Annotated in this window: 18 protein-coding genes; 12 read left to right on the top strand and 6 right to left on the bottom strand. The window is 66.8% G+C overall.

Going from position 1 to position 23,614, the window contains the following annotated elements; translation table 11 throughout:
- Window positions 1–106 precede the first annotated feature (106 nt).
- The 10 genes from ACI1US_RS03640 to ppk2 all read left to right on the top strand — a co-directional run bounded on the left by ACI1US_RS03640 (window position 107) and on the right by ppk2 (window position 9,916).
- Complete coding sequence (locus tag ACI1US_RS03640; RefSeq protein WP_461638236.1) at window positions 107–1,297, top strand: ROK family protein; 1,191 nt, start codon at window positions 107–109, stop codon at window positions 1,295–1,297.
- A gap of 100 nt (window positions 1,298–1,397) precedes the next feature.
- Window positions 1,398–2,741 carry an extracellular solute-binding protein gene (locus ACI1US_RS03645; protein WP_416550070.1) on the top strand — a complete coding sequence of 448 codons (1,344 nt, stop codon included), beginning with the start codon at window positions 1,398–1,400 and terminating at the stop codon, window positions 2,739–2,741.
- A gap of 77 nt (window positions 2,742–2,818) precedes the next feature.
- Window positions 2,819–3,760 (top strand): carbohydrate ABC transporter permease, encoded by a 942-nt coding sequence (locus ACI1US_RS03650; protein ID WP_461638238.1) that lies wholly within the window; start codon window positions 2,819–2,821, stop codon window positions 3,758–3,760.
- The gene (locus ACI1US_RS03655; protein ID WP_461638240.1) at window positions 3,757–4,677 is read left to right on the top strand and encodes a carbohydrate ABC transporter permease; all 921 of its coding nucleotides are present in this window, start codon (window positions 3,757–3,759) and stop codon (window positions 4,675–4,677) included. The genes ACI1US_RS03650 and ACI1US_RS03655 overlap by 4 nt, the downstream gene beginning before the upstream one ends.
- Window positions 4,674–6,272 (top strand): glycoside hydrolase family 3 protein, encoded by a 1,599-nt coding sequence (locus ACI1US_RS03660; RefSeq protein ID WP_461638242.1) that lies wholly within the window; start codon window positions 4,674–4,676, stop codon window positions 6,270–6,272. The genes ACI1US_RS03655 and ACI1US_RS03660 overlap by 4 nt, the downstream gene beginning before the upstream one ends.
- On the top strand, window positions 6,269–7,177 hold the full coding sequence (locus ACI1US_RS03665; protein WP_461638244.1) for an ROK family protein: 909 nt from the start codon (window positions 6,269–6,271) through the stop codon (window positions 7,175–7,177). Before ACI1US_RS03660 ends, ACI1US_RS03665 begins: the two co-directional genes overlap by 4 nt.
- Before the next feature lie 40 nt (window positions 7,178–7,217).
- Window positions 7,218–7,670: a GNAT family N-acetyltransferase gene (locus tag ACI1US_RS03670; protein WP_461638246.1), complete on the top strand. Its 453-nt coding sequence runs from the start codon at window positions 7,218–7,220 to the stop codon at window positions 7,668–7,670.
- On the top strand, window positions 7,651–8,607 hold the full coding sequence (rarD, locus tag ACI1US_RS03675; protein ID WP_461638248.1) for an EamA family transporter RarD: 957 nt from the start codon (window positions 7,651–7,653) through the stop codon (window positions 8,605–8,607). Before ACI1US_RS03670 ends, rarD begins: the two co-directional genes overlap by 20 nt.
- Before the next feature lie 10 nt (window positions 8,608–8,617).
- Window positions 8,618–8,932, top strand: a complete 315-nt coding sequence (locus ACI1US_RS03680) for a metal-sensitive transcriptional regulator (RefSeq protein ID WP_461638250.1) — start codon at window positions 8,618–8,620, stop codon at window positions 8,930–8,932.
- A 33-nt stretch (window positions 8,933–8,965) separates the two neighbouring features.
- Entirely contained in the window at window positions 8,966–9,916 is a 951-nt protein-coding gene (ppk2, locus tag ACI1US_RS03685) for a polyphosphate kinase 2 (protein ID WP_461638252.1), read from the top strand.
- A 168-nt stretch (window positions 9,917–10,084) separates the two neighbouring features.
- Here ppk2 and ccsB read toward each other — a convergent pair whose 3' ends face one another.
- Together ccsB and ACI1US_RS03695 are read right to left on the bottom strand one after the other, a co-directional pair.
- Complete coding sequence (ccsB, locus tag ACI1US_RS03690) at window positions 10,085–11,017, bottom strand: c-type cytochrome biogenesis protein CcsB (RefSeq protein WP_461638332.1); 933 nt, start codon at window positions 11,015–11,017, stop codon at window positions 10,085–10,087.
- Between the two features lie 90 nt (window positions 11,018–11,107).
- Window positions 11,108–11,851 (bottom strand): VTT domain-containing protein, encoded by a 744-nt coding sequence (locus ACI1US_RS03695; RefSeq protein WP_461638255.1) that lies wholly within the window; start codon window positions 11,849–11,851, stop codon window positions 11,108–11,110.
- 114 nt (window positions 11,852–11,965) lie between these two features.
- Here ACI1US_RS03695 and nagA point away from each other — a divergent pair, with 114 nt between their 5' ends.
- Window positions 11,966–13,156: an N-acetylglucosamine-6-phosphate deacetylase gene (gene nagA / locus ACI1US_RS03700; RefSeq protein ID WP_461638257.1), complete on the top strand. Its 1,191-nt coding sequence runs from the start codon at window positions 11,966–11,968 to the stop codon at window positions 13,154–13,156.
- Here the strand turns inward: nagA and ACI1US_RS03705 are convergent.
- The 4 genes from ACI1US_RS03705 to ACI1US_RS03720 form a co-directional block, all read right to left on the bottom strand.
- Entirely contained in the window at window positions 13,146–14,006 is an 861-nt protein-coding gene (locus tag ACI1US_RS03705) for a class C sortase (protein WP_461638259.1), read from the bottom strand. The two genes, nagA and ACI1US_RS03705, sit on opposite strands and share 11 nt — an antisense overlap.
- 23 nt (window positions 14,007–14,029) lie before the next feature.
- A complete protein-coding gene (locus ACI1US_RS03710; RefSeq protein ID WP_461638261.1) occupies window positions 14,030–14,977 on the bottom strand; it encodes a class C sortase in 948 nt (315 codons plus the stop codon).
- A 57-nt stretch (window positions 14,978–15,034) separates the two neighbouring features.
- Complete coding sequence (locus tag ACI1US_RS03715; protein WP_461638263.1) at window positions 15,035–16,600, bottom strand: SpaH/EbpB family LPXTG-anchored major pilin; 1,566 nt, start codon at window positions 16,598–16,600, stop codon at window positions 15,035–15,037.
- An 83-nt stretch (window positions 16,601–16,683) separates the two neighbouring features.
- Window positions 16,684–20,484, bottom strand: coding sequence for a DUF7927 domain-containing protein (locus ACI1US_RS03720; protein ID WP_461638264.1), 3,801 nt, complete (start codon window positions 20,482–20,484; stop codon window positions 16,684–16,686).
- Window positions 20,485–21,183: 699 nt separating this feature from the next.
- Here ACI1US_RS03720 and ACI1US_RS03725 point away from each other — a divergent pair.
- Window positions 21,184–23,598, top strand: coding sequence for a helix-turn-helix transcriptional regulator (locus ACI1US_RS03725; protein WP_461638266.1), 2,415 nt, complete (start codon window positions 21,184–21,186; stop codon window positions 23,596–23,598).
- Window positions 23,599–23,614: the final 16 nt, after the last annotated feature.

The following is a 23,614-nucleotide window of genomic DNA, read 5'->3' on the forward strand; positions in this document are numbered from 1 at the left end:
GAAAGCCGTCATCCCGCGGCTCGCTCATCATTACGGTTGCGTCACGGGTGAAAAAACTTCGTGCCCGGACTTGCTTTTATTTAGTTCATTAGTTTTACTAACCTTTATGAAGCACGTAACGACGCGTCCAGAGGATGCAACCGAATGGGGCATCAACCCTCGCCGGGCCCGCACTCTCAGGGTAGCCCCAAAAGCAACGCCCGGTGACGCCAAGGTGCATAACCGCACCCTCGTGCTTCAGACACTCTTCATCTCTGGCCCCCTGAGCCGCGCCGACATCGCCCGCGCAACCGAGCTCACGAAGGTCACGATCTCCGGCCTCGTGGCAGAGCTCATCGCTGAGGGCCTCGTACAGGAGCTCGGCCAGCAAGAGTCGCACCGGCCAGGAAAGCCCGCGATTCTCGTCGACCTCGCCAGATCCTCGCACGCGGTCGTCGCGCTCGACCTCTCAGACGATCAGGTGCTCCGCGGCGCGGTAATCGACCTTGCCGGCCGCACGCTCGCTCGCGCAGAAACCCCGCGGCTCGACGCCGACGGCTCCGCCGTCACAGGCGAGGCCGCCTGCGAGCTCGTCGTTGAGCTCGCGCTCACGCTTCGCGACCGATGCGAGATCCCGATCCTGGGGCTCGGCGTCGGCACCCCCGGCGTCGTCGATGACGAGGGCGTCGTGCGCGTCGCCCCCAACTTCGGCTGGGAGAGCCTACCCCTGCGCGAGATTCTCACTGAGCGCACCGGCCTCGCGACCACGGTCGGCAACGACGCGAACGTCGCGGCCCTCGCCGAGTACAGCTTCGGCGACACGAGCGAGGACTTCGTGCTCGTTCGCATCGGATACGGCGTCGGCGCAGGCCTCATCCTCGGCGGCCGCAGCGTACCCGGCAGCCAGTTCGCCTCGGGCGAGATCGGGCAGGTCATGGTGGGAACCGACCTCGGGATCGACGCCCCCTACGCCCGCGATCAGGTCTTGGAGCACTGGCTCTCTGTTCCGACGCTCACCCGCGCACTCGCGGACGCCGGGCCCGAGAACCGCGACGAGGTGCTCCGCGCGGCCGGCAACCGGCTCGGCGTCGCGCTCACCGCCGTCGTTGGCATGCTCAACCTCGCCGAGATCGTGCTCGCCGGACCGCCGGAGCTCGTCGAGGGAACGCTCGCCGACGCGGCGTTTGAGATCCTCACCCGGCGCACGATGCCAACCTCGCACGACGCCCTCGTGATTCGCACGAGCAGCCACGGGGAAGACCTCATCCTCCGCGGCGCTACCGCAGTAGTGATCAAGGAACGCCTCGGCGTCAGCTAACCGGGACCGCCACCCCAGACACACCGACCAACCCGTATCGATGAAGACACGAAACCGCGACTCGGCACCGTCCGAGCCGCACACCGAAAGGAAAGCAATCATGAAGAGAAAGTTCGTAGGCCTCGCGGCTGCGGCTATGGCTTCCACTCTCGTCCTCGCGGGCTGCAGCCCGGCGGCCTCGGGCGGCGGCGAGAGCTCGGACAAGACCCTCACCATGTGGGTCATCGGCGGAGACACCCCCGAAGAGCTCCGTGAGTACCTCGCAACGGAGTTCAAGGAAGAGACCGGCGCGACGCTCAAGATCCAGGAACAGGGCTGGGGCGACATCATCACAAACCTCACCACCAAGCTCCCCGACGCCAAGAACACCCCCGACGTCACCGAGATCGGCAACACGCAGTCGCCGGCGTTCACCAACGCGGGCGCGTTCCTCGACATCAGCGACATGTACGACGAGCTCGGCGGCAGCGACCTGCTGCAGTCGTTCGTCGAGGTCGGCGCGGTCGACGGCAAGAACTACACGCTCCCCTACTACTTCGGGTCGCGCTACACCTTCCTTCGCAAGGACGTCTGGACGGCAGCCGGCCAAGACATGAACCCCGCAACGCTCGACGATTTCAACGCGTCGGTCAAGGCCATCGCCGAGGCAAACCCGAAGGGGATCGACAACTTCTCCGGCTTCTTCCTGGGCGGTCAGGACTGGCGTGACGGCATCTCGTGGATCTTCGCCAACGGCGGCGAGATCGCCGAGTTCGACGGCGAGAAGTGGACGGCAACCCTGGACTCACCGGAGTCGCTCAAGGGCCTCGAGCAGCTGCAGGACCTCTACAAGAACGCCTCGTTCGCACCGAACGATATGAAGGACGCGAACCAGTACCAGTTCCTCAACGACTCGGATGAGGTGAAGGACGAGGACGGGAACGTCACCGAGGATCTCTCGCTCGCCGCCGCCACCATCATGGCGCCGGGCTGGGCGCACTGGTCGATTGGCGACCTCACCACGGACGAGAAGGGCGAGCCCGTGCGCAAGTGGAATGACGACACCTTCGGCACCCTCGTGCTCCCCGGGAACGACGGCAAGCCCGCGCCGGTGTTCGCGGGCGGCTCGAACGTGGGCATCTCGGCGAAGACGCAGAACCCGGAGCTCGCGAAGGATCTCATGCGCATCATCTACTCCGAGGAGTACCAGACGATGCTCGGCGAGAACGGCCTGGGCCCGGCGAACTCGAAGTACGCTGACTCGCTCGGCGACGACCAGTTCGCGAAGGCACTCATCGAGTCGGCATCGAACTCGAAGCTCACCCCCGCCGCACCGGGCTGGGCAGCGATCGAGTCGAAGAACATCATGGAGGAGTTCTTCGCGCAGATCCGCGACGCGAGCGACCTGAAGGCGCTCGCGGTTGAGACGAACGCGAAGCTCGACGGCCTGCTCAACCAGCAGTAACGTCTGAACCGGGGCCCGCGTGCGTATCGGCGCACGCGGGCCCCGGCCACACCCCAACCCCGCAAAGGAGAGCCGTGATGAGCGTTGACGCCACCACGTCACCCGCCGGCACAGCCCCGGTCTCGCGCAGACGGCCCAAGCATCTCACTCCGTATCTGCTCCTCATCCCGGCAACGATCATCGTGCTCGTCGCGATGGCCTATCCCGTCTTCTGGCAGCTCATCACGTCGATGCAGCACTTCGGGCTCGCCCAACAGTTCGGCGCTCCCCCGGAGTGGGTCTGGTTCGACAACTACGTGACGCTGTTCACGAGCCCCGCGACGTGGCTCGTGGTCGCCCGCTCGGTGGCGTTCTGCCTCGCGGCTGCCTCGGTCACGATGGCAATCGGTATCGGCCTCGCGCTCCTCATGCAGGCGACGTCGAAGGGGATCCGGATCGCCCTGCAGATCGCGCTGCTGCTCGCCTGGGCGACCCCCGTGGTCGCGGCAATGACAATCTGGAACTGGATCTTCGACTGGCGGCGCGGGCTCGTGAACTGGCTGCTCACGACTCTCGGGCTCCCGTTCAACGGCCACAATTGGCTGCAGGAGCCGCTGAGCTTCTTCCTCGTCGCGCTCATCATCGTCGTCTGGATGAGCGTTCCCTTCGTCGCGTTCAGCGTCTACGCGGGTCTCACCCAGGTGCCCGGCGAGGTTCTCGAGGCTGCCCAGATGGACGGCGCAAGCCCGTGGCAGCGCCTGCGCCTCATCATCGTTCCCATCATCAAGCCGATCCTCGGCATTGTGATGCTGCTCCAGATCATCTGGGACCTGCGCGTGTTCACGCAGATCAAGCTGCTGCAGGATCGCGGATCGATCGCGTCACAGACCGACGTGCTCGGCACCTACATCTACCAACTCGGCGTTGGCTCAAGCGATTTCGCGATGGCGAGCGCAATGTCGATCTTCGTGCTCCTGCTCACGATCGCGCTGAGCTGGGTCTATGTGCGCAACCTCATCAAGGAGGATGACGAGTCATGAGCCAGGCCTCACTCACGAGCGCAGCACCGCGCACCGAAACCATGACCGCCCCCGTCGACATTGTTCGGGCGCGCGGCAGCTTCCGCGCGACGAAGCCGTGGCGGATCGCGCTCAACGCGCTCGCGATCGCGCTCGCGCTCATCTGGGCGTTTCCGGTGTACTGGATGGTGAACTCCGCGCTCCTGCCAAACGTGGTGCTCGAGAAGACCACGCCGACGCTGCTGCCGTTCGGCGGGTCATTCAAGAACTTCCAGGCGGTCGTCGCCGACGGCTCGTTCTTCCGGTCGCTCGGCATCAGCCTGTCGATCGCGGCAATCGTCGTCGTCGTGTGTCTACTGTTCGCGTTTCTCGCGGCGCTCGCCATCAGCCGCTTCAGGTTCAAGGGCCGCCGCAGCTTCGTGCTTGCAGTGCTCTTCATTCAGATGCTCCCGGCTGAGGGCATGTTCATCGCCCAGTACAAGCTCATGAGCAACCTGGGGCTGCTGAACTCGATCATCGGCGTGAGCATCATCTACATCGCCGCGGTGGTGCCGTTCACCATCTGGATGCTGCGCGGCTTCGTCGCGGGCATCCCCGCCGACCTCGAGGAGGCGGCGATGGTCGACGGGCTGAGCCGCACCCAGGCGTTCCTGCGCATCACCTTCCCGCTACTCGCGCCCGGCCTTGTCGCGAGCGGCATCTACGCCTTCCTGCAGGCATGGAACGAGTTCACCGTCGCGCTCGTGCTGCTCGACGCAGACAATAAGACGCTGCCGCTCTGGCTGCGCGGCTTCATCCAGCAGTCGGCGAGCTCCTCGATCGACTGGGGCCAGGTGATGGCCGCCTCGACGCTCGTCGCCGTTCCCGTCATCATCTTCTTCATGTTCGTCCAGGGCCGCATGACGAGCGGGCTCGTGAGCGGGGCGGTGAAGGGATGACCGCGACGGAACACGGCGCAGCGGATCAGACCGCGCTCGAGCGCGACGTCCTCGCGACGCTCATGCCGGGCTTTGTCGGCTTCGAGCCGCCCGAGTGGCTCTCGCAGGCCTTCGGCCGCGGCCTCATGGCCGCGTGCGTCTACGGCAACAACGTGCGCGACCGCGCCCAGCTACGTGCGCTCGGGCAGGCCCTACGCGAGGCTGCCCCGCACGCCCTCCTCGCGATCGACGAGGAGGGCGGTGAGGTCACGCGTCTGAGCTACCTCGAGGGCTCGCCGTACCCCGGAGCGGCCGTGATGGGTCGTATCGACGACGAGGCGTACTCAGAGGAGATCGGGCGGCGGGTGGCACGCGAGATCTTGAGCGCAGGATTTAACCTGGCGCTCGGCCCGGTCGCCGACGTCAACAGCAATCCGCTGAACCCCGTGATCGGCACGAGAAGCTTCGGGGCGACACCCGAGCTCGCGTCGCGCCACGTCGCCGCCTGGGTGCGCGGACTCGAGGGCGAGGGCGCGATCGCCTGTCCGAAGCACTTCCCGGGCCACGGCGACACGGGGCAGGACTCGCACCACGAACTGCCGACAGTCAACGCCTCGCGCGAACTCCTCACGCGCCGCGACCTGCCACCGTTCGGCGCAGCGTTCCGCGCGGGAGCTCGCTCGGTCATGACGTCGCACATCGTGCTCAGCGCACTCGACCCCGAGCGGCCGGCCACGTTCAGCGAGGAGATCCTCCGGGGCCTCCTCCGCGAGGAGCTCGGCTTCTCAGGGGTCATCGTGTCTGACGCGCTCGACATGCAGGGCGCAAGCGGCAGCATCGGCATCCCCGAGGCCGCCGTGCGGGCGCTCGCAGCCGGCTGCGACCTGCTCTGCGTCGGAGTTGATACCACCCCAGAGCAGCTCGCGGAGATCACCCAGCAAATCGCGGTCGCCGTCTCCGAGGGCAGGCTCGAACGAGCGCGGGTCGCGGAGGCTGCCGAGCGTGTGCGCACGCTGAGCGCAGCGGCCAGCGAGGGCACCTCGGCAGGCGCGGCGCAGCCCGACGGCGACCCGCCCGCGGCCGAGCCCCGCGCGGCCGTCACACCCGCGGAGCTCGCGCGTATCGCCGCCTCCTTCGCGGGCGTGGACGACACACGCGCGTGGCTGCGCGCGCACCCCGGGGCCGCCGTGATGCGCGTGAACACCCAAGCAAACATGGCCGTCGGGTTCGCTCCGTGGGGCCCCTTCGCGGCCGCCAGCAGGCCGTTCCCAGAGCAAGAAGATGCCGCAGCGGGCTTCGCCGCACGGCCCCAGCACGAGCTCACGCCGCAGGCCGACGATGCCAGCAATAGCGCCCCGATCCTGCTCCCCGCCCCCGAAGCGCTCACTTCCGGGGTCATCATCGTCGGCCGGGAGATCCACAGGCACGACTTTGCGCGCAGCGCCATCGACGCCTTGCGCAGCGACGGCGTTCACGTACTCGTCATCGAAATGGGCTGGCCCGCTGCACTACTATCAGAGGGATCCGGGAGCACCTACGCCGGTCTCTCAACCTACGGATCGTCGGCGCTCGTTGGCGCCGCGCTCCTTCAGCTGTTCGAAAGTACTCTCCCATGATCACTGCCCCACGCATCGGCCTCGACATTGGCGGAACCAAGATTGAGGGCATTGCACTCGACGCCGCCGGCGAAATCATCGCCCGCCAGGTCGTGCCGACCGTGCCCGGGCCCGAATCGGTACTGCAGTCCACGCGCGGCCTCGTCGACACGCTCGCCGCAGCGGCAGGCCTGCCACTCACCGAGTTCGCCGGGGTCGGGATCGGGATCCCCGGCCAGGTCGATCGCGCGAGCGGAACGGTGCGCAACGCCTACAACATGGGGCTGTCGGAGCTCGCACTCGGCGAGGAGCTCGCCGCTCGGGTCGGGATCCCCGTCTCGCTCGACAACGATGTCACTGCGGCAGCAATTGGTGCCGCCCACATCATGCAGCTCGGCGGCACCGTCGCCTACGTGAACCTCGGCACGGGGCTCGCCGCCGGCACCACGATCGACGGTGTGCCCGTTCGCGGTACCGACGGCTACGCGGGAGAGATCGGTCATCTGGCGGTCGACCCCCGGCAGCGTGCGTGCCTCTGCGGCCAGTTCGGTTGTCTCGAGACCGTCGCGAGTGGATCCGCGCTGAAGACGCACTGGCCCGCGGGAGGAGCACACCCCGGGCGCACCCTGCTCGCAGCAGTAGCGGCCGGGGATTCGGACGCGAAACAGGCGCTCGACTACCTCATCGACGGAGCAGCCCAGGCGGTGCGGGTGCTCGGCCTCGCGGTCAACCCAGGCACGATCGTCATCGGGGGCGGACTGCGCCTCATCGGGGAGCCGCTCTTTGCCGGCGTGCGCGACACGCTCACCGGCTGGGCCCGAGCTTCCGAATTTATTGCGGCGCTGCGGCTCGCAGAGCGTGTGCAGGTCTTGCCTGAGGGTTCGCCGGCCGCCGCAATCGGCGCAGCTATTGCAGTAAATGACTAGTCACAGTTGCGAAGACGGCTTCACAGGGTAGCCTGTCGTTATGAGTGAACTGCGACTTGAAGAACTCTCAGCAGCGACGATCGTTGCGGTGAACACCCTTGGCCTGAAGCCCGGCCAGGAGCAGTTCATCACGCCCGTCTCCTACGCTGCGGCTGCCGCTGTGACCCCAGCGGAGAGCGCGTGGCAGCGCGTCGTGCTGCTTGATGACAAGGTCGTCGGGTTTATTCACGGCAACTTCGACCCGGATGCGACGCAGGAGGAGTTCCGTGCTGCGCTCTGGCGCATCAACGTTGACGCCCGCGTTCAGGGCAGCGGCGTCGGCACCTTTGCCGTGAACGCGCTCATCGAGGAAGCGCGTCGCCGCGAGGTAGATCGCCTCACCGTGCTCTGGGAGCGCGGCGAAGAAGGGCCGGAAGAGTTCTTCCTCCACATCGGCTTCAAGCCGGTGGGCGAGACCCCGTACGGAGAGGTCATTGGAGAAATCGCCCTCTAAGTCTTTTACCGAGCGCGGTCTCGTCGTCTCGGTTGTCTCATCCTTCCTCTTCGCTGGCGTCTATTTCGTCACACCCATGCTCGCCCCGGCCTCGGCCGAGTCGCTGTGGGCTGTGCGAAATATGGTGACGATCCCGCTCATCGTGGCGATCCTCGCGGCGCTCAGGCAGTTGCCGCTGTTCACCGAGATTGGATCGCGGATCAGGGCGCGGCCACTCCTGCTGCTGCCACTCATTGCGTGCGGCTTTCTCGTCGCCGCACAGCTGTGGCTGTTCAGCTGGGCACCCCTGAACGGGCGAGGCCTCCAGGTCGCGCTCGGCTACTTCCTGCTGCCGCTCGTGCTTGTCATCATCGGAAAGTTTCTCTACCGGGATCGCCTGCTCTGGTGGCACTGGGCCGCAGCAGCGGTCGCCGCCATCGGCGTGATCTTTGAGGTATTCCGTGTCGGCACGGTGTCGTGGGAAACCATGCTTGTCGCCTTCGGCTACCCCATCTACTTCGTGCTGCGTCGAGCGATCGGAACCAACCACCTCGGCGGCATGCTCTGGGAGTTTCTGCTGCTCGTACCCCTCGCGGTCGTGCTGGCGGTGCGCGAGTTCGCAAGCGGCGACGTGCTCGAAGCAAACCCGAGCCTCGCCTGGTTCGCTCCCCTCTTCGGCGTCTGGAGCGGCATCGCGCTCATCTGCTACCTCCTCGCCTCGCGGTACCTGACCATCAGCATCTTCGGGCTCATGAGCTATCTCGAACCAGCCCTCCTCGTCGTCGCCTCGCTCCTCATCGGTGAGCGCATCAGCAGCGGCGAGTGGCCCATGTACATCGCCGTCTGGGGCGCGGTCGGCATCCTCGTCGTGGGCGGGTCCGTGCAGGCCATTCGCACGGCCCGAGGGCGGCGTCGCGGCCCAGCCGATCCAGATCCACCAGAAACAGCGACAGGGTAAGCTCAGATACATGGGTGAGCAGCAGGGACACGGGCATTCGGGCAACGAGCACGGGTACATCGACCACAAAGAGGACCTTCTCAAGCGACTCCGTCGAGCAGAGGGCCAGGTACGCGGTGTGCACCGCATGGTCGAAGAAGACACCTACTGCATCGACATCCTCACCCAGGTCTCGGCAGCCACGAAGGCGCTCGAGCGGGTCGCGCTGTCGCTCCTCGATGACCACCTCAGGCACTGTGTCGCGGAAGCCGCCGCTGAGGGCGGCGAGGTCGCTCAGGAAAAACTGCGCGAAGCTACCCAGGCAATTTCACGCTTCGTGGGATGATTGACGCGCCAATTCCAGCAGGCAAGGAGCGCTATGCGTCAGCACCCCGAACACCAGGCACCAGAGTTTGAGATGGCCACCACAGGCCAGGTAGACATCACCCCCGAGATCGACGAGCTCGGCGAGCTCCTCGGAACCGACATTGACAACAACGCCCCCGACGCACCCTGGCGGCAGGGCTACCCCTACGACGAGAAGCTCGGGCGCAAAGAGTACGAGAAGACCAAGCGCAAGCTGCAGATCGAACTCCTCAAGCTCCAGGCGTGGGTAAAGGAGTCCGGCGAGAAGATCGTCATCGTCTTCGAGGGCCGTGACGCCGCCGGCAAAGGCGGCGCAATCAAGCGCTTCACCGAGTACATGAACCCCCGCGGGGCGCGCGTCGTCGCCCTCGAGATCCCGACCGAGCGCGAACAGACCCAGTGGTACTTTCAGCGCTATGTGACGCACCTCCCCGCCGCGGGCGAGATCGTGATGTTCGACCGCTCCTGGTACAACCGGGCAGGGGTGGAGCGCGTCATGGGCTACTGCACGCCGCAGCAGTACCTCGAGTTCACCCGCTCGGCCCCCGACTTCGAAGAGCTCCTCGTGAACTCGGGCATTCACCTCATCAAGTTCTGGTTCTCGGTCGGCAAGGCAGAGCAGCGCGCCCGCTTCGCCTCCCGGTCGCAGGACAAGGTGAAGCAGTGGAAGCTCTCACCGACGGACCTCGCGAGCCTCGACAAGTGGGAGGACTACACCCGCGCGAAAGAGGCCATGTTCTTCTACACGGACACTCCGCACGCGCCGTGGACGGTCGTGAAGTCGAACGACAAGAAGCGCGCGCGGCTCGAAGCTATGCGCTGGGTGCTCGCAAAGTTTGACTACCCGAATAAGGATCACGCGCTCGTCGGCACGCCAGACACCAAGATCATCGGTTCGCCGGATGACGTCTACGACGACGGGGAGACCCCTACCGGGTCGTTCCCGGTCGTCAACGGCGACTAGGCGGGGCTGCCGGTGGGCGGCGGGCCTGCCCACCGCCCCCACTGCTGGTCAGTTTGCGCCAAGACACGCTGCGATTCTGCAGCGTTTTGGCGCAGACTGACCAGCAGTTGCGTCAGGCCGGGGAGAGCCGGGCAGGGCTCAAGCAGGGTGGCTGCGTCTGGCCCGGGGTTACAGCCCCGAGTAAGCGTGCAGCCCCTTGAAGAACACGTTCACGACCGAGAAGTTGAAGATCACTGCCGCGTAGGACACGATGTTCAGCCAGGCCGACCGGGTGCCGCGCCAGCCGCGCGTCGCCCGCGCGTGGATGAAGCCCGCGTAGAGCACCCAGATGATGAAGGTCCAGACTTCCTTGACGTCCCACCCCCAGTAGCGGCTCCAGGCGGCCTCCGCCCAGATCGAACCGGCGATGAGCGTGAATGTCCAGAACGCGAAGCCGATGATCGCGAGCCGGTACGCGAGGTCTTCGAGCCGCACCTGATTCGGGTAGCTCACCATGAACGCCATCGACTTCGTGTCGCCGGCTTTCACCTTCGCGCCGCGTCGCGCCTGCAGCAGCTGCAGAATCGAGAGGCCGAACGAGAGCGTGAAGAAGCCGACCGCGAGCACCGCAACGATGATGTGGATCACGAGCCAGTACGAGTCCAGCGCGGGTACGAGCGGCACGATCGCGACGTAGTAGTTGATCTTCGCAATGCCGAGGAACATGATCGTCATGCCGGTGACGAGCGTGCCGAGGAATCGGAGATCCACAAAGAACTGCACGATGAGGAAGATGCCGACGGCGGCGAGCGTCGCGGTGAGCGCGAACTCGTACATGTTGGCCCAGGGCACACGACCCGCGGCGATACCGCGCAGCACGGTTGCCGCAAGGTGCAGCAGGAAGCCGAGCACGGTGAGTGCGAAGCCCGCGCGGAGCCAGCGCGAGCGCGGCAGCTTCGTGGGCGCACCCGCGCGCGAAGCCTTCACCAGGGTGGCGGTGCCGCCCTGGGCCCCGGCCTGGGCATTTCCAGCGGCCGGTACCGCGGCGGCGAGGTGGGCATCGCCACTTCGGTTCGCGAGATCTACAACGTAGAAGACGAAGGCAATCGCGTACACGATCATCCCCGAATACAGGGCAATCGTGGAATAGGTTTCAAGCTCTGTCAGCACAATTCCCCAGACTACCCGCTGCCCCGGACTGCTCGCTGAGAGTTAGGCGATGCTCTCGGGATCAGCTGCCGTAGCGTCAGCGGCTGAGGTGTCGGCGCTCGCAGTCGATTCCCCGGCTGCGGCTGCCTTCTTCTTCGCGCGTGAGTGTTTGAACGCTCGGTAGATCTCGAAGAGGATCGGGATGCCCGGGATGAGCACGAGCACGATGATGAAGACTTCGCTGTACTGCTGCACGAACGGGATCTGCCCGAGGAAGTAGCCGATGAGGGTGACACCGACGCCCCAGAGCAGCGCCCCGACCGCGTTATACGCGACGAAGCGGCGGTAGGTCATGTTGCCGACGCCCGCTGCGGCCGGCACGAACGCGCGGAAGATCGGGAGGAAGCGGGCGATGATGATCGCCTTCGGGCCGTGCTTCTCGAAGAACTCGTGCGTGCGGGCAATGTTCTCAGGGTTGAAGAGCCTGCTCTTCGGCCGGTTGAAGATCGAAGGACCGAGCTTTCGCCCGAGATAGAAGCCGAGCTGATCGCCAGCAAAGGCGAAGATGAACAGCAGGACACAGGTGATCCAGATCGGCACGTCGATAATGCCAGTGGCGCTGAAGAGCCCGACAGTGAAGAGTAGCGAGTCACCGGGGAGAAAGGCGAGCACGAGCACGCCTGTCTCGAGGAACACGAACGCGCAGGCGAGCACGAGCGCGGCCCACCCACCGGCCTTGAGCAGGGTCTCGGGGTCGAGCCAGTCGATGCCGAGGAGCGCGGGGGTCAGAGCGAGAAGCGAAATCACGTCTTTAAGCTACCAGCAGCAGCCTCGCGTAAACTTGGAGGCGACATGAATTGCGGGATTTCCCGCTTCGCACCGCCTCAACGACCGAGGCCAGCCAGTTCGGAGTGAGAGCATATGCCCGCAACCGTGATCCACAGCGTCCTCCTCATCACCGGCGGCGTCCCAGCGTCAAATGCCTGGGTGCGGTTTGCGGGCGGCCGCGTGAGCGCGATTGGGATGGGCAATTCCTGGCGGAGTGCTGGCACCGGAGAAGCAGCTGGTTCAATCGGCGAGCAAGCAGGGGACGTCGAGGTTATTGACGGGAGCGGGGCGATCCTCACCCCTGGCTTCATCGACATCCACGTGCACGGCGGTGGGGGCGCTGCGAACGAGGCGGGTGCCGAGGCGATCCGGCGCGTGCTCTCAACCCACCGCGAGCACGGCACCACCCGAGCCGTGCTCTCCCTCGTCACCGGGCGCCCGGCCGACCTGGTGGATCACCTCGAGGTCATCGCGGGGCTCACCAATAGCCTCCCGGGAGTCCTCGGGAGCCACCTTGAGGGGCCGTTCCTCGCTGACGAGTACCGCGGCGCGCACGACCCGGCGATGCTGCGCTCGCCGCGCCCTGAGGAGACTGCGGCGATGCTCGCGGCGGCGAACGGCACGCTCCGCCAAATCACGCTCGCCCCTGAGCTGCCGGGCGCCGAAGCGGCCATCCGGGCATTCGTCGACGCGGGCATCGCGGTCGCGATCGGGCACACGAGCGCGACCTACGAGCAGGCGCTCGCGGCTTTTGGCGCGGGTGCGTCGATCCTCACCCACACGTTTAATGGGATGCCGGGGCTGCATCATCGCGCCCCCGGGCCCATCGCCGCGGCGGTCGACTCGCCTCACGTCACGCTCGAACTCATCAACGACGGGGTGCATGTGCACCCGGCTCTCGCGAAGATGCTGTTCGCGCTGGCCCCGGGCCGCGTCGCGCTCATCACCGACGCGATGGTCGCCGCCTGCGCTCACGACGGTGACTACATGCTCGGGTCGCTCCCGGTGCGTGTGAACGACGGGGTCGCGAGACTCGTCGAGGGCGGATCGATCGCGGGATCAACGCTCACGCTCGACGTCGCGCTCCGGCAGACCGTCACCGAGTGCGGAGTCGACCTTGCGGCCGCTGTGAGCGCGCTCACCGAGCACCCAGCAAGGGCAATCGGGCGCGGCCACGATCTCGGGGCGCTGGAGCCTGGCTACCTTGCAGACGCCGTGCTGCTTGACGCATCGTTGCACGTGAAACAGGTCTGGGTCGAGGGCCAGGCGACGCTCACCGACTGATTTCCTGGGCCGAAGGTACCCTCCGCCGTTTCTCGCGACGCGGCGCACACAGCGCCCGGGCCACCGCGCCGGAACCGCCGACGAACCAGACCGCCCACCACGGAAACCCCAGGCTCACGCCGTCGCCCCCGAGCATCGCGCTCTGCGGAGCCGCAGCGTCGTCGATGCGCACGGCGTGCACCATGACCCGGTGACTGTTCACGCCGATCGGCGTGCAGGTAAAGAGCGTCACCCAGTCCTCGCCCTCGATGATTGCAAGTGACTCCGTCTCCCGCGGCTCGACCACCTCGGTCTGCTCGACACGGTAGAAGTGGTCTTCGCCGAGCACGCTGATCCAAAACACATCCCCGACCTCCGCCTTCGGCAGGTCAGTGAACAGTCGCGAGTGCGGGAGGCCGGAGTGGGCCGTGAGCACGGCGCGGGTTGACGGCCCGCCGACGGGCAGCGAGGTGCCGTACATGTGGCCGATCCCCTTCGAAATCACCGCGTCGGATGTGCCGTGGTACGCCGGCAACCCAATGCCGAGCCGCGGATAGTTGATCACGCCGATCGCATCGGCGCCGCTCACGCGCAGCATTTCCTCGTACGCCAGGTAGAGGTCGCTGCGCCTGGCCTCATCCGCGTTCACCGAGGTGTACGGATCAGTGAGCGGGCCCGGCTCGAGCTGCTCGTTGTAAGCGTAGGCGGCGTCGAGGATTTGGGTGCGCTCCGGGGTGGGCGCGCGCTCGACCTGGCGCACGTAGCCGGAAATCTCGGCGTTGTGCCCGATGCGCGCGATCCAGTCGGCCGCCCCCGGATACACGAGCATCCCGATCGCCCCCATGCCCACGAGCAGGAGCACGGTACTCACCGCGCGCTGTCTGCGCGTCGGAGTCAGCCGCTTGGCCACGGTGCTCCCCCGCTGTTCCCGGCGTCGTTCCCGCGGCGGGCGGGGTGCGGTTGCCGCGGCGCGAACAGCATGGCCGCCACCAGCCCTGATCCCCCGACGAATGCGAGCGTCCACCAGGGGAAGCCAGCCGTCAGCCCGTCGCCGCCAATCGCGCGATCTGCGCCGGAAGGGGGATCGACGCGCACACCCGAGACGAGCAGCCGGTGGCTATTCACCCCGATCGGCGTGCACGTGAACAGCGTGACCCGGTCTTCCCCCTCGGCCACTCGGAGGGACTCCGTCACAAACGGCTCGACCGTCTCGATGCGGTCGACCTCGTAGAAGAGGCTCTCACCGAGCACTCGAATCTCGAAGCGATCCCCGACCGCGGCCGAGGGCAACTGAGAGAACAGGCTCGCGTGGATGAGGCCGGAGTGCGAGGTGAGCACGGCGTGCGTCGATGGGCCGCCGACGGGGAGCGAGGATCCGTACAGGTGCCCCACCCCCCTGCTAATCGCGGCCTCGCCCGCCTCGGGATACAGCGGGAGGCCGATGTTCAGGCGCGGGTAGCTCACCTCACCGATCACGGCAGAGCCCGCCACCCGAAGCACCTCTTCATACGCGCGATAACTGTTCTCGTCGGGCTGCTCCGCGGTGTCGCCGGAGCCGGAATAGGGATCGAGCAGCAGCCCCGCGGGGAGACTCGCGTTGTAGTCTCGCGCCTCGTCCAGCCCGGCCTGGCGTGATTCGGCGGGGAGGTCGGCGACGGCCCTGACGTAGCCCGAGCGCTCAGCGTTGTGGCCGAGCGTCGATACCCAATCAGCCGCGTACGGGTAGACGAGGGCACCGATTCCGACCATTGCCAGCAGTTGCAGCACGATCGGTACACCGAGCTTTCGCCTGCGAACAGGCTGGGAGGAACCCGCAACATCAGATACGCGTGTCTGTGTCATCGAGTTCCTCCCTTCCGTTCTCACCGAGTGAGCTCGGTGCTCGCGCGACGCCGCGAGCTACTCCGTGCTCGTCGTCGCGTGCTGCCTGCGGCGCGCAATGAGCAGCACGGTGATCAGCAGCGCGATGCCGCCGATCGTGAGCAGCAGTGTGCCCGTGCCACCGGTGAGCGGCAGCACGAATCCGCCGCGATCGTACTGGTTCACGATCGTCTCCGCGGTCTGCGTCGCCGAGTCCTCGTCCACGATGAACGAGACCGGCTGCGCGAGCAACTGGTGCCCGTCAAGCGACTGCGTCTCGACGAGCCAGTAGGTGACGTAGCGGTCGTCAGACTCCCCGAACGATTCACCGTCGGCAAAGCCCGAGTAGCGCAGGCCCGTGATGTCGACGCGGCCGTCCGCGTTCGTCGTCCAGGTGCCAGCGTCACGATCGTACCCGGGCACCGTCACCTCGGGCCGCACGGCCCGATCCAACGCGGCCTGATCTCCCGCCTTCGCGGCGAGCGCGTCCTCCTCGCTCGTGAAGACCATGAACTCTGCGCCAGCGAGCGACACAGCGCTCTCCTCCGGTGCGCCCTCGCTGAGCTTCACGAGCGCATAACTGCCGTACTTCATGCTCGTTCCGGGGATCTCACCCGGCGTTGTCTGCGAAGTCGAAGTCGAGAAGCGCGCCGAGTTCTCGATGACGCCAACCTGTTCGATCTTTGTCTCGAGCTTCAGTACGACGGCCGCTGTCGGCGTTTCGACAAGCTTCGCGAGGCCCGCCTCCGTGAAGTCGACCGTGACGGTGCGCTTGCCGCCGTCTGAGACGACAGTCACCTCGTAGTGCGTCCCCTTGACGAGCCCCGCCGGGGCAGTCACGGTCATCCCCGAGCCGTCAAGCGCGGTGGTGAGGTAGGCCTCGGTGAGCTCATCGACGACCTGCAACATGTCGGCTGCGAAGTATTCGCCCGTGGTCGTATCGCGGGCGCTGGGGTTGTCGATCGTGATCGTCCAGGTGACCGTGTCGCCGACCACGAACTCACCGTCGTTGTCGACCGTCTTCGAACCCGTAACCGTGTGGTTCTTGGGGTAGACGTAGATCGTGTCGAGCCAGGTGTTGCGCTCAGTCGGGTGCGTCAACGGCACGGCGACGATAAAGTCGCCCGCGGGCACAACGCCGGCCGGCGTGCTCGTCTCGCGCACGAGCCAGAGGCCCGCTTGGAGATCCTGCCCGTCGCGCTGGCCCTCCGCCGCGGCGGTCTGCCAGTGGATCTGGCCGTTCGCGTCAGTCACCCCGGTGCGGCCTGCAGACGCGCCAGCGACGGCTGCCTGCGCTTCGGCGAGCGTGAAGCCAGCGATCTCCCGCTGGCCATCGTTCGTGAGGGGGTCGTTCTCGAGTGGCACCTGGTAAGCCTCGAAGCCGACGCCCGGAATGGCAGGCAGATCGCTCGTTTGTGGGAGGCCAGTCGCGGGAACGCCGCTCGTGTCCGGCTGCTCGAGCTTCGTGATGACGAGCCCCGAGCTCTCTGGCATGGTGCTGTTCGTCGTGGCCTGGGCGGAGACTGCGCCTCCGAGGGCGAGCGCTACTGCAGTCGCGAACGCCGCTGCGCTCGCGAACAGTCCTCGCTTTCGTATCTCAAACATGGTGTTCCTTTCGTGGAGTTCGGTGCTGCGGAAGATGTGGGAAAGTCGTCGCTGGGGTGGATCGGCACCCGGGAGTTGTATTCTCATGTCGCGTGCCTCGCTGTTGTGTGGCTTCGGCTGCGCCACCGGGCGATTCCGGCGAGCGCTGTCATGAGCACGAGTGCGCCAGCGCCGGAGAGCACCCAGCGCCCCCTGCCGCCGGTGAACGGGAGTGCGGCAGGTGCTGGATCTTGAACCACCATGAAGTACCCGGCTCGGTCGACGCAGGCCGTCGGCCGCTCGGCAACGGTTGCCGCCGCATCACATCGCTCGCTGAGAGCTGTGCCGCTGTGGCCGATGTCAACCTGGCCGCGCCCCCGCATCCCCCCAGCAACTTCGGGGCCGGCCGCGTCGGGCCACACGGTGAAAGGGATCGCTTCGGCGAGACGCTGCACGCCGGGCACCGCACGGGTCTCACCTGTCTCGGGGTTGCGCTGCGCGCTCGGAGCTCGTGTTTCCACCAGCCAGAACTCTCCCTGGCCGAGGCCCTCAGAGAACCACTGGCCCTGCTGCGGGCCGGCCGTCAACTCGGCGAGGGTGCCGCACACGGGCCGCGGGTCGTCGGGGTGCGCGTTGTTCCAGGCGAGGACGCGCTGTTGGGTCTGGGAGGGCTGCGTGGCAAAGTCCCAGCGGCTTGCGTCGCCGGCGTTCGCCTGCGCGATCCAGTCGCCGTTCCAGCCCTGCTCGGGGTCGTAGTCGGTGCGGCAGAGCTGGACTGAGGGGTACGCACTCGCCGCGCCGCCCACGCTGTCGCGTATCTCAAACTCGTGACCGACCATGTTCCACAATCCCGTCGGGTCGCCGCCCCACTCGAGGTCGCCTGTGAGGCCCGCGACGCCGAGCCCGCCAGCATCTTTACGGAGCGTAAACGAGTTCCACGCGAGGTCCTGCTGGACTCTGCACCGGTCAGGGAACGCGGGGTCCGCAGGCTGTTCGGCGTCGGCGGCGAGCGCGGTGTGAGGAACGTCGAGGCCCGTCACGCACTCGTTGGGGGCGAACTCTCCCGCGGCCCCCGTCGCTGTGCCGGTCGCGTAGTTCACGAAGGTCCAGCCGGTCACCGGCGTGGCTCCGGGACTCTGCCACACCTGCGGATCCGGTATCCCGGCCGGGCTCTCGGCTGCCTGCACCGCGAACCACATCTCGGCGCGCACGGCCTCGGCGGGCAAGGTCAGCGGTGCGCCGGAGGTCAGGATCCACCGCGTTTCTGGGGGGTTGCCGGCCTCGGCGACATTGCGTTGCTCCGGCACGCTCACGCTCTGCACCGGCGCAGCTACGTTTGCCTCAGCGGTGTTGGGCAAGCCGTCAAGGCCGAGCGAGCGGCCCGCCGCGTCAAAGAGATACACGCCGCTGCCCAACGCGCCAACCGCGGGTACGGCGTCGGGCGCCCACCCAGCGGTCTTGAACACGTGTGTGAGGTCGTCCTGCAGCACAACGTTGGCGAGCGAGGTGCCGGCATTGATTTTCTCCGCGGCCACCCGATAGTGCACGTTGCCTCCCTTGGCGAGGCGCGTTCCTTCTGCGGGCACCGAGTCTTTCTCGACGCTCCAGGCGTTCACTGGGTGCTCGGTGCACACACCTGGTGCGCACGTCGTTGGGAGCTCCGGCGGGGTGTTCCCCCCGGAGCCGCGCACAAGCCTGTTTCGGAGGAAGAACCCCTGCGGGTCCTGAGACTCCTGCCTGGCCCCCGCGTCCTCGCTGTTGGGAAGCACGCGCACGGCAAAGCTCAGTGAGCCGACATCACCCGCCGCTACCGTGCCGCGCATCCGCAGCCACTGCCCTGCGGGGTTCCAGTCTTCCGCCGCAGCGTACGAGATGCCGCCGGCCACGCTCACTTCAGGTGCCCCGTCAGCCGTCGGATCGCCTGCGGCGTTCACGAACACGGCGTCGTCGAGCACGTCAGTGAGTGAATCCCAGAAGTCGACCGTGGCAGGGGCCATACCGCCCGAGTTATCGAGGGTGAGGTCGTAGCGTACGATCTCGCCGGCATTCACGGCGATGCCCGAAGCTGGGGTGGCAGTCTTTTCGGCGCGCACAACCTCGTTCGTAAACGTGCAGCGGATCTCGCCGCCCTGCCGCATCACCGGAACCGTGAAGCTGCCGCTCGTGCCCGCGCCGCCGGCGACGCGCTCGGTCTCCGTGCGGCACTCCCAGCTCGCGGCATAGTCGCCCGGAGAGGTCGTCCCCAGCGGTTTCTCGGCGATGGCGATCGTGACGCCCGAGGTCACAGGGACCGGCCCCGCCGCGTCGGGCTGCAGGCCAGTGGCCGTGCCCGAGGTCTGCGCCGTGGCTGCGATGGTGGGCCCGCTGGAGATTTCGAGCGTGAATTGGTCGGTGTCGGCCACTCTGCCGCCCGGCAGTTGCTTTTCGAGTTTGACAGTTGGCGGGAAGGCGCACGAGGCCAGGTCTGTGGTGTCCCAGGTCGCTCCGCTGAGCGTAACGGGAGTCGGTTTCACATTCGCCGCGGGTGCGGTGAGGTACCCGAGCCCGCCGGTTCCCCCGAGGTACAGGAAGCCTAGCGAGTCGTAGGCAACGCCGTTGATTCCCCGGAAGGGGCTTGCGCCGCTGGGGACGAGCGCAGACACGGGAACCGGGTTCTCGCCCCGGCCAGCCTCGAGGTCCTGCGCGTCCACTCGGAAGATGTTGAGCAGGGTGTCGTTCACGCTACCGCGCACGATGTAGAGGTTGCCCTCACCGTCGAATACCATGTCGCCGTTGGTCTCGGTCGCTCGCCATGCGCTCAGGTCGACCTCGCCCCTGCGCTCCATGGCCTTGCCGTCGGCGGTCATGGACCAGAGCCTGAAACCCGTGCTGCCGGTGAACTCGCCGGCCCAGTACGTCCCCGCTGGGTCAATCGCCCCGGCGACCAGGTTTTCCCCCTCAATAGTCGCTTCAGTGAGGGCCCACGCGGCCCGCACAACGTCGTAGCGGAAGATCCGGGCGCTCGGCCAGAGCCGATTGAACGCGTAGGCGTATTCCCCTCCCGCACCGACCGCAAGACCGTTGAAGTTCTTCACCCCTGACGATTGGGCCGGCATGCCGACGTTACTCACCACGCCGCGCCCGCTTTCGCGGTCCACAACGACGCGCTGCAACTGCCCCTGCTTCCCCATTGAGTAGAGGTTGTTCGGCGAGCAGGTCAGCTCAGGCTTCTGCACTACCAAGGAACCGAAGTTGAAGAACGGCTCGGCCCAGGGGTTGGGGGACGGAAGCCCTGGCCGGGAAGATGAGAGCGGCGGCACGAAGACCGTGGCGGGCGAGACCCAGGTGTACCCGCTGGGGGCCTGCGACGGCGTGATCCGGAACCGCTGCCGCAGCACACTGTTCGTCAACGGAGTCACGATGGCGTTGTCCACGAACCGATCGACCTTGAACACGCCGGGGCGCGGATCTTGATCCATCGACCTGGCATCGCAGGGTGCCACCTCGCAGTCGGTTACCGGCCGGCTCCGCCCCCAGGATGCACTCGAACTCGAGGATGTCGCCCGCGGCCCCTCCAGCATGACCGTCGCGCCGGGCATGGGCCTTCCTTCCTCGTCGACGACAGTCCAAGTCACGCCATACGGGCCCAGCGCCCGCGGGATGGGCTGGGCGGGCTGAGGGGCCTGCGGGATCGGACCCCCCACCTCGGCTTCGAGCTCGCTTCCGGTGGCACCCGCTTCGGGCTCTTCCTCCGCCTCGGAGGACGGCTCAGGTGTCGGGAACTCCGGGAGCACGGGGGCTGGATCCTCGACCACGCTCGCCTGCACCGCCGTTGACCCGACCTCGGCGACAGGCAGCACGAGGCCAACGAGCGCGGCAAGCGCTAGAGCAGCGGCGAGTCTCCCCCGTCTGCGAGGCTCGATCAATTGCCCTCCATAAATGTCTATTGGCCACCGCCCGCAGGCGCAACGGCATGAGGATCCGGCCGCAGCCCACCGGGCTGGCTGCGCTCAATACAGGCAGCCAGCGGTTGCCCAGCCCGGAGTGGTTTTCTCATCGGCAGCTTGGTAGCCAGCCGACCGCGTCAAAGCATCACTTGACTCGCAAGTGATGCACTGTCGATTAGCATATGCTTGAAAGGTGGGGCCGGGCACTCAGGCAGCGGGGACTTCACCCAAACCTTCTCCTTTGCGTCGCTGAAAGACCCTGCTTCGCTCACCTGCGCCAGGAAAGAGGCACCCATGCTTGGCACACACGATGTCGTCGACGGCTTCCCAGGCAGCGCTGCCATGCCCCCGCCCCCCGCAAGCCCCACTCCTCCAGGCAGTTTCCCGCTGCGCGGTCAATTGACTTCAAGCGGCCCAGCAGCAGCGGCAACGCCGCAACTCACGCTCGTTCTCGCGCCGACTGGTTTTGCAAAAACTGTGACCGTTGCCAGCTGGCTGGGAAGGCGGGAGCGCGATTCCCGGCCCGTGGAGTGGGTCAGGTGCGGAGCACTCCCGCCGCACACGCTGTGGCACGCGATAGCAGCGGCAATAGCGCCGCACACCAGCAACGGGGCCGCGAGCGAGGCAGCGTCACGAACCGACACCTCCGCAGCACGCACACTCCATCTGGCACACCACATGCAGTCCCGTCTCACGCTGGTGATCGACGATTACCAGCGCGCGACCGGGGCTGAAGCAGATCTCGACATCGCCGAGCTTGCCCGCGCATCGCCGATGCTCTCGCTCGTCGTGATCAGTCGCCGCGTCGTCTTGCTCGACGGCCCGCTGGTCACGGCGAGCCTGAACGTGAGGCTGATCGACATCCACGCCCTCAGCCTCACTCCGGCAGAGGCGACACGCCTCGCGGACGTAGTCGGCACCCCTCCGACAGCTCGCCTCAGCGTAGCCCTGGAGCGCGCAGCGGGCTGGCCCCTCGCGGTGCACGCTGCGCTCAACTTCAGAAACAGCGCGCACACCGTGGGAGCGACCCCCGAAGAGTCACTTCGCGGCTCGCGGGTGCCCTCGGAGACGGATCCACTCGAGAACCTCGACGCGTTCGCGCTGGGATCGCTCCAAATGCTCACCGAGCAGGAGCGCCGTGTGCTGCTCGCGGCAGCAGATCTCGACGGAGTGAGCGCGCGGCAAATCCAGGGCTTGCTCGGGGTGAGTGGCCCGGCACAAACGGACGTGTGCAATCGGCTCTACGAGTACGGCCTCCTCACGCGAATCCGATCGCCTGGGAGCACCGAGTATCACTGCCACCCGGCGGTTCTGGCCCCGCTGGCAGAGCACTCGCGGAGAACGGTTGACCCGGACGAACGCCGCCAAAGCTTCCTGGAGCGCGCAGCGGAAATCGCCGTGAGCTCCCCGGCTGCGGCGTTCTCACTGTTCTGCGCCGCTGAGGATTTCGGCGCGGCAGAACGAATCCTCGAGCAGAACTTCAGCTCAATCACCCTCGATGCGTCGCGAGCAGTTCGCGCGCTCCGGTCGATCCCGCCCACCGTGCTCGGCACGCACCCAGCATTCTCCGCGGCACTTCTCGTGCTCGAACACTCGCTCCCCGAAGCGGCCTCGTCACGCATGCGCTCTCTGCTGCGGTGTTGGCTTCGAGCGGTCGCGCGGCGGCTCCCGTCGCCGGGCAATGCCTCTGCGAGACCAGCAGACCTCCACGTGGTGTGCCAGGCGATGGTGCTCAACCGCATCTCGGGCAGGCTCGACCACGCCCAGCGCTTTATGCGCCAGCTCGAGGAGCTTCTCGATCTCGATCCCACATTCCCACAGGCGCAGGGCGCGGCAGTGGCGCAGCACGAGGATGGACCGCTGAGCGTCTCGGGGTCACTTCCCTCCATCTACCGCGAACTCGCGACGACCGCCCTCGCGCTAGGCCAGATCACGCGCGCGCAGGCCATGCTCGTGCGATTGCTTAGTATCTCGCAACAGCCCACAAAGTGGCGCGATGTTCCCCTCATGGGCTCACGCACCCTTCCCGCGGAAAGCCTGCGAAACGGGTGGCGCAGGGCAGCGCTGGCAGAACTCGCCCTCGCAGACGCAGTCGACGGAGATCTCAGGAGCAGCGGCAACCGATTGCGGCAGTTTGATGCGGCCGCACACGACGCAGCGGAGTTCTCGCCGGGCACCCTCTGGTCCGGGGCGGAGGTAGCTCGCGCATTCCAAGCGTCCGAGCACGGCGACGCCAGGGAGCTCGAACAGGCCACTGCCCGACTCTCTGCCTTTGGCGACAGGCTCGAACCCTGGCCGCTGCTGCTCATCGCCCAGAGCAGTCATATCTGGCGCGAGCGTGGCCCGGGAGCCGCCCTCACCCACCTCACCGCGGGCCTCGGGAGCGCGCCAGCCGAGGCAGCGCTTGCTCCGCCCTGGCACGACTCAATTACTACCTTCGAAGCAACGCTCAACAGCGCTCTCGGCAACCTCGTACGCGCCAAACAGCTGCTGCAGCGATTCCCTGCGAGCCAGACCGCGGTTCAGCTCGAGCATGCCCGGCTTGCCCTTTTCGCAAGCAGAGATGTCGAGGCCATGTTGCTCGCCGAAGGGGTCGGGGACCCCCAAGCAAGTCGCCGCAGACGCGTCGATAGTCGGCTGATCCACGCCCTTGCCGCCTGGGGGTGCGGCCAGCACCCCGAGGCCATCGCCGCATGCTGCGCGGCGGCGAAGCTCATCGAGCAGTACCAGCTGGAATCTGCGCTCCTGGGGGTGCCCTACCCCGAGCTCCACGCCCTCGCGGAAACCGCACGTGCCGCAGCGGGCTGCACGCTCATCAACGCGGTCGAGCGGATCCCGCTCCCTGCCCGAGCGGTCCGGTACGAACCGCTCACCGAGCGGGAGCTCCGTGCGCTCGCGGCGATTAGCAAGCACCAGCACGCGGGTCTTGCGGCCGAGAGCCTATTCGTGACGACCGGAACAGTGAAAAAACATCTCGCTTCGGTCTACCGCAAGCTGGGCGTCAGCGACCGCGACGCCGCCATTCTCCGGGCAAGCCGGATGGGGATCCTCACGCAACCGAGTGCCGCAATGCCGAAGCCTAGAAACGACTGAGGGGGCCGGCTGGGTC

The sequence above is a fragment of the Leucobacter sp. BZR 635 genome, from assembly GCF_048061935.2.
Taxonomy (GTDB): Bacteria; Actinomycetota; Actinomycetes; order Actinomycetales; family Microbacteriaceae; genus Leucobacter.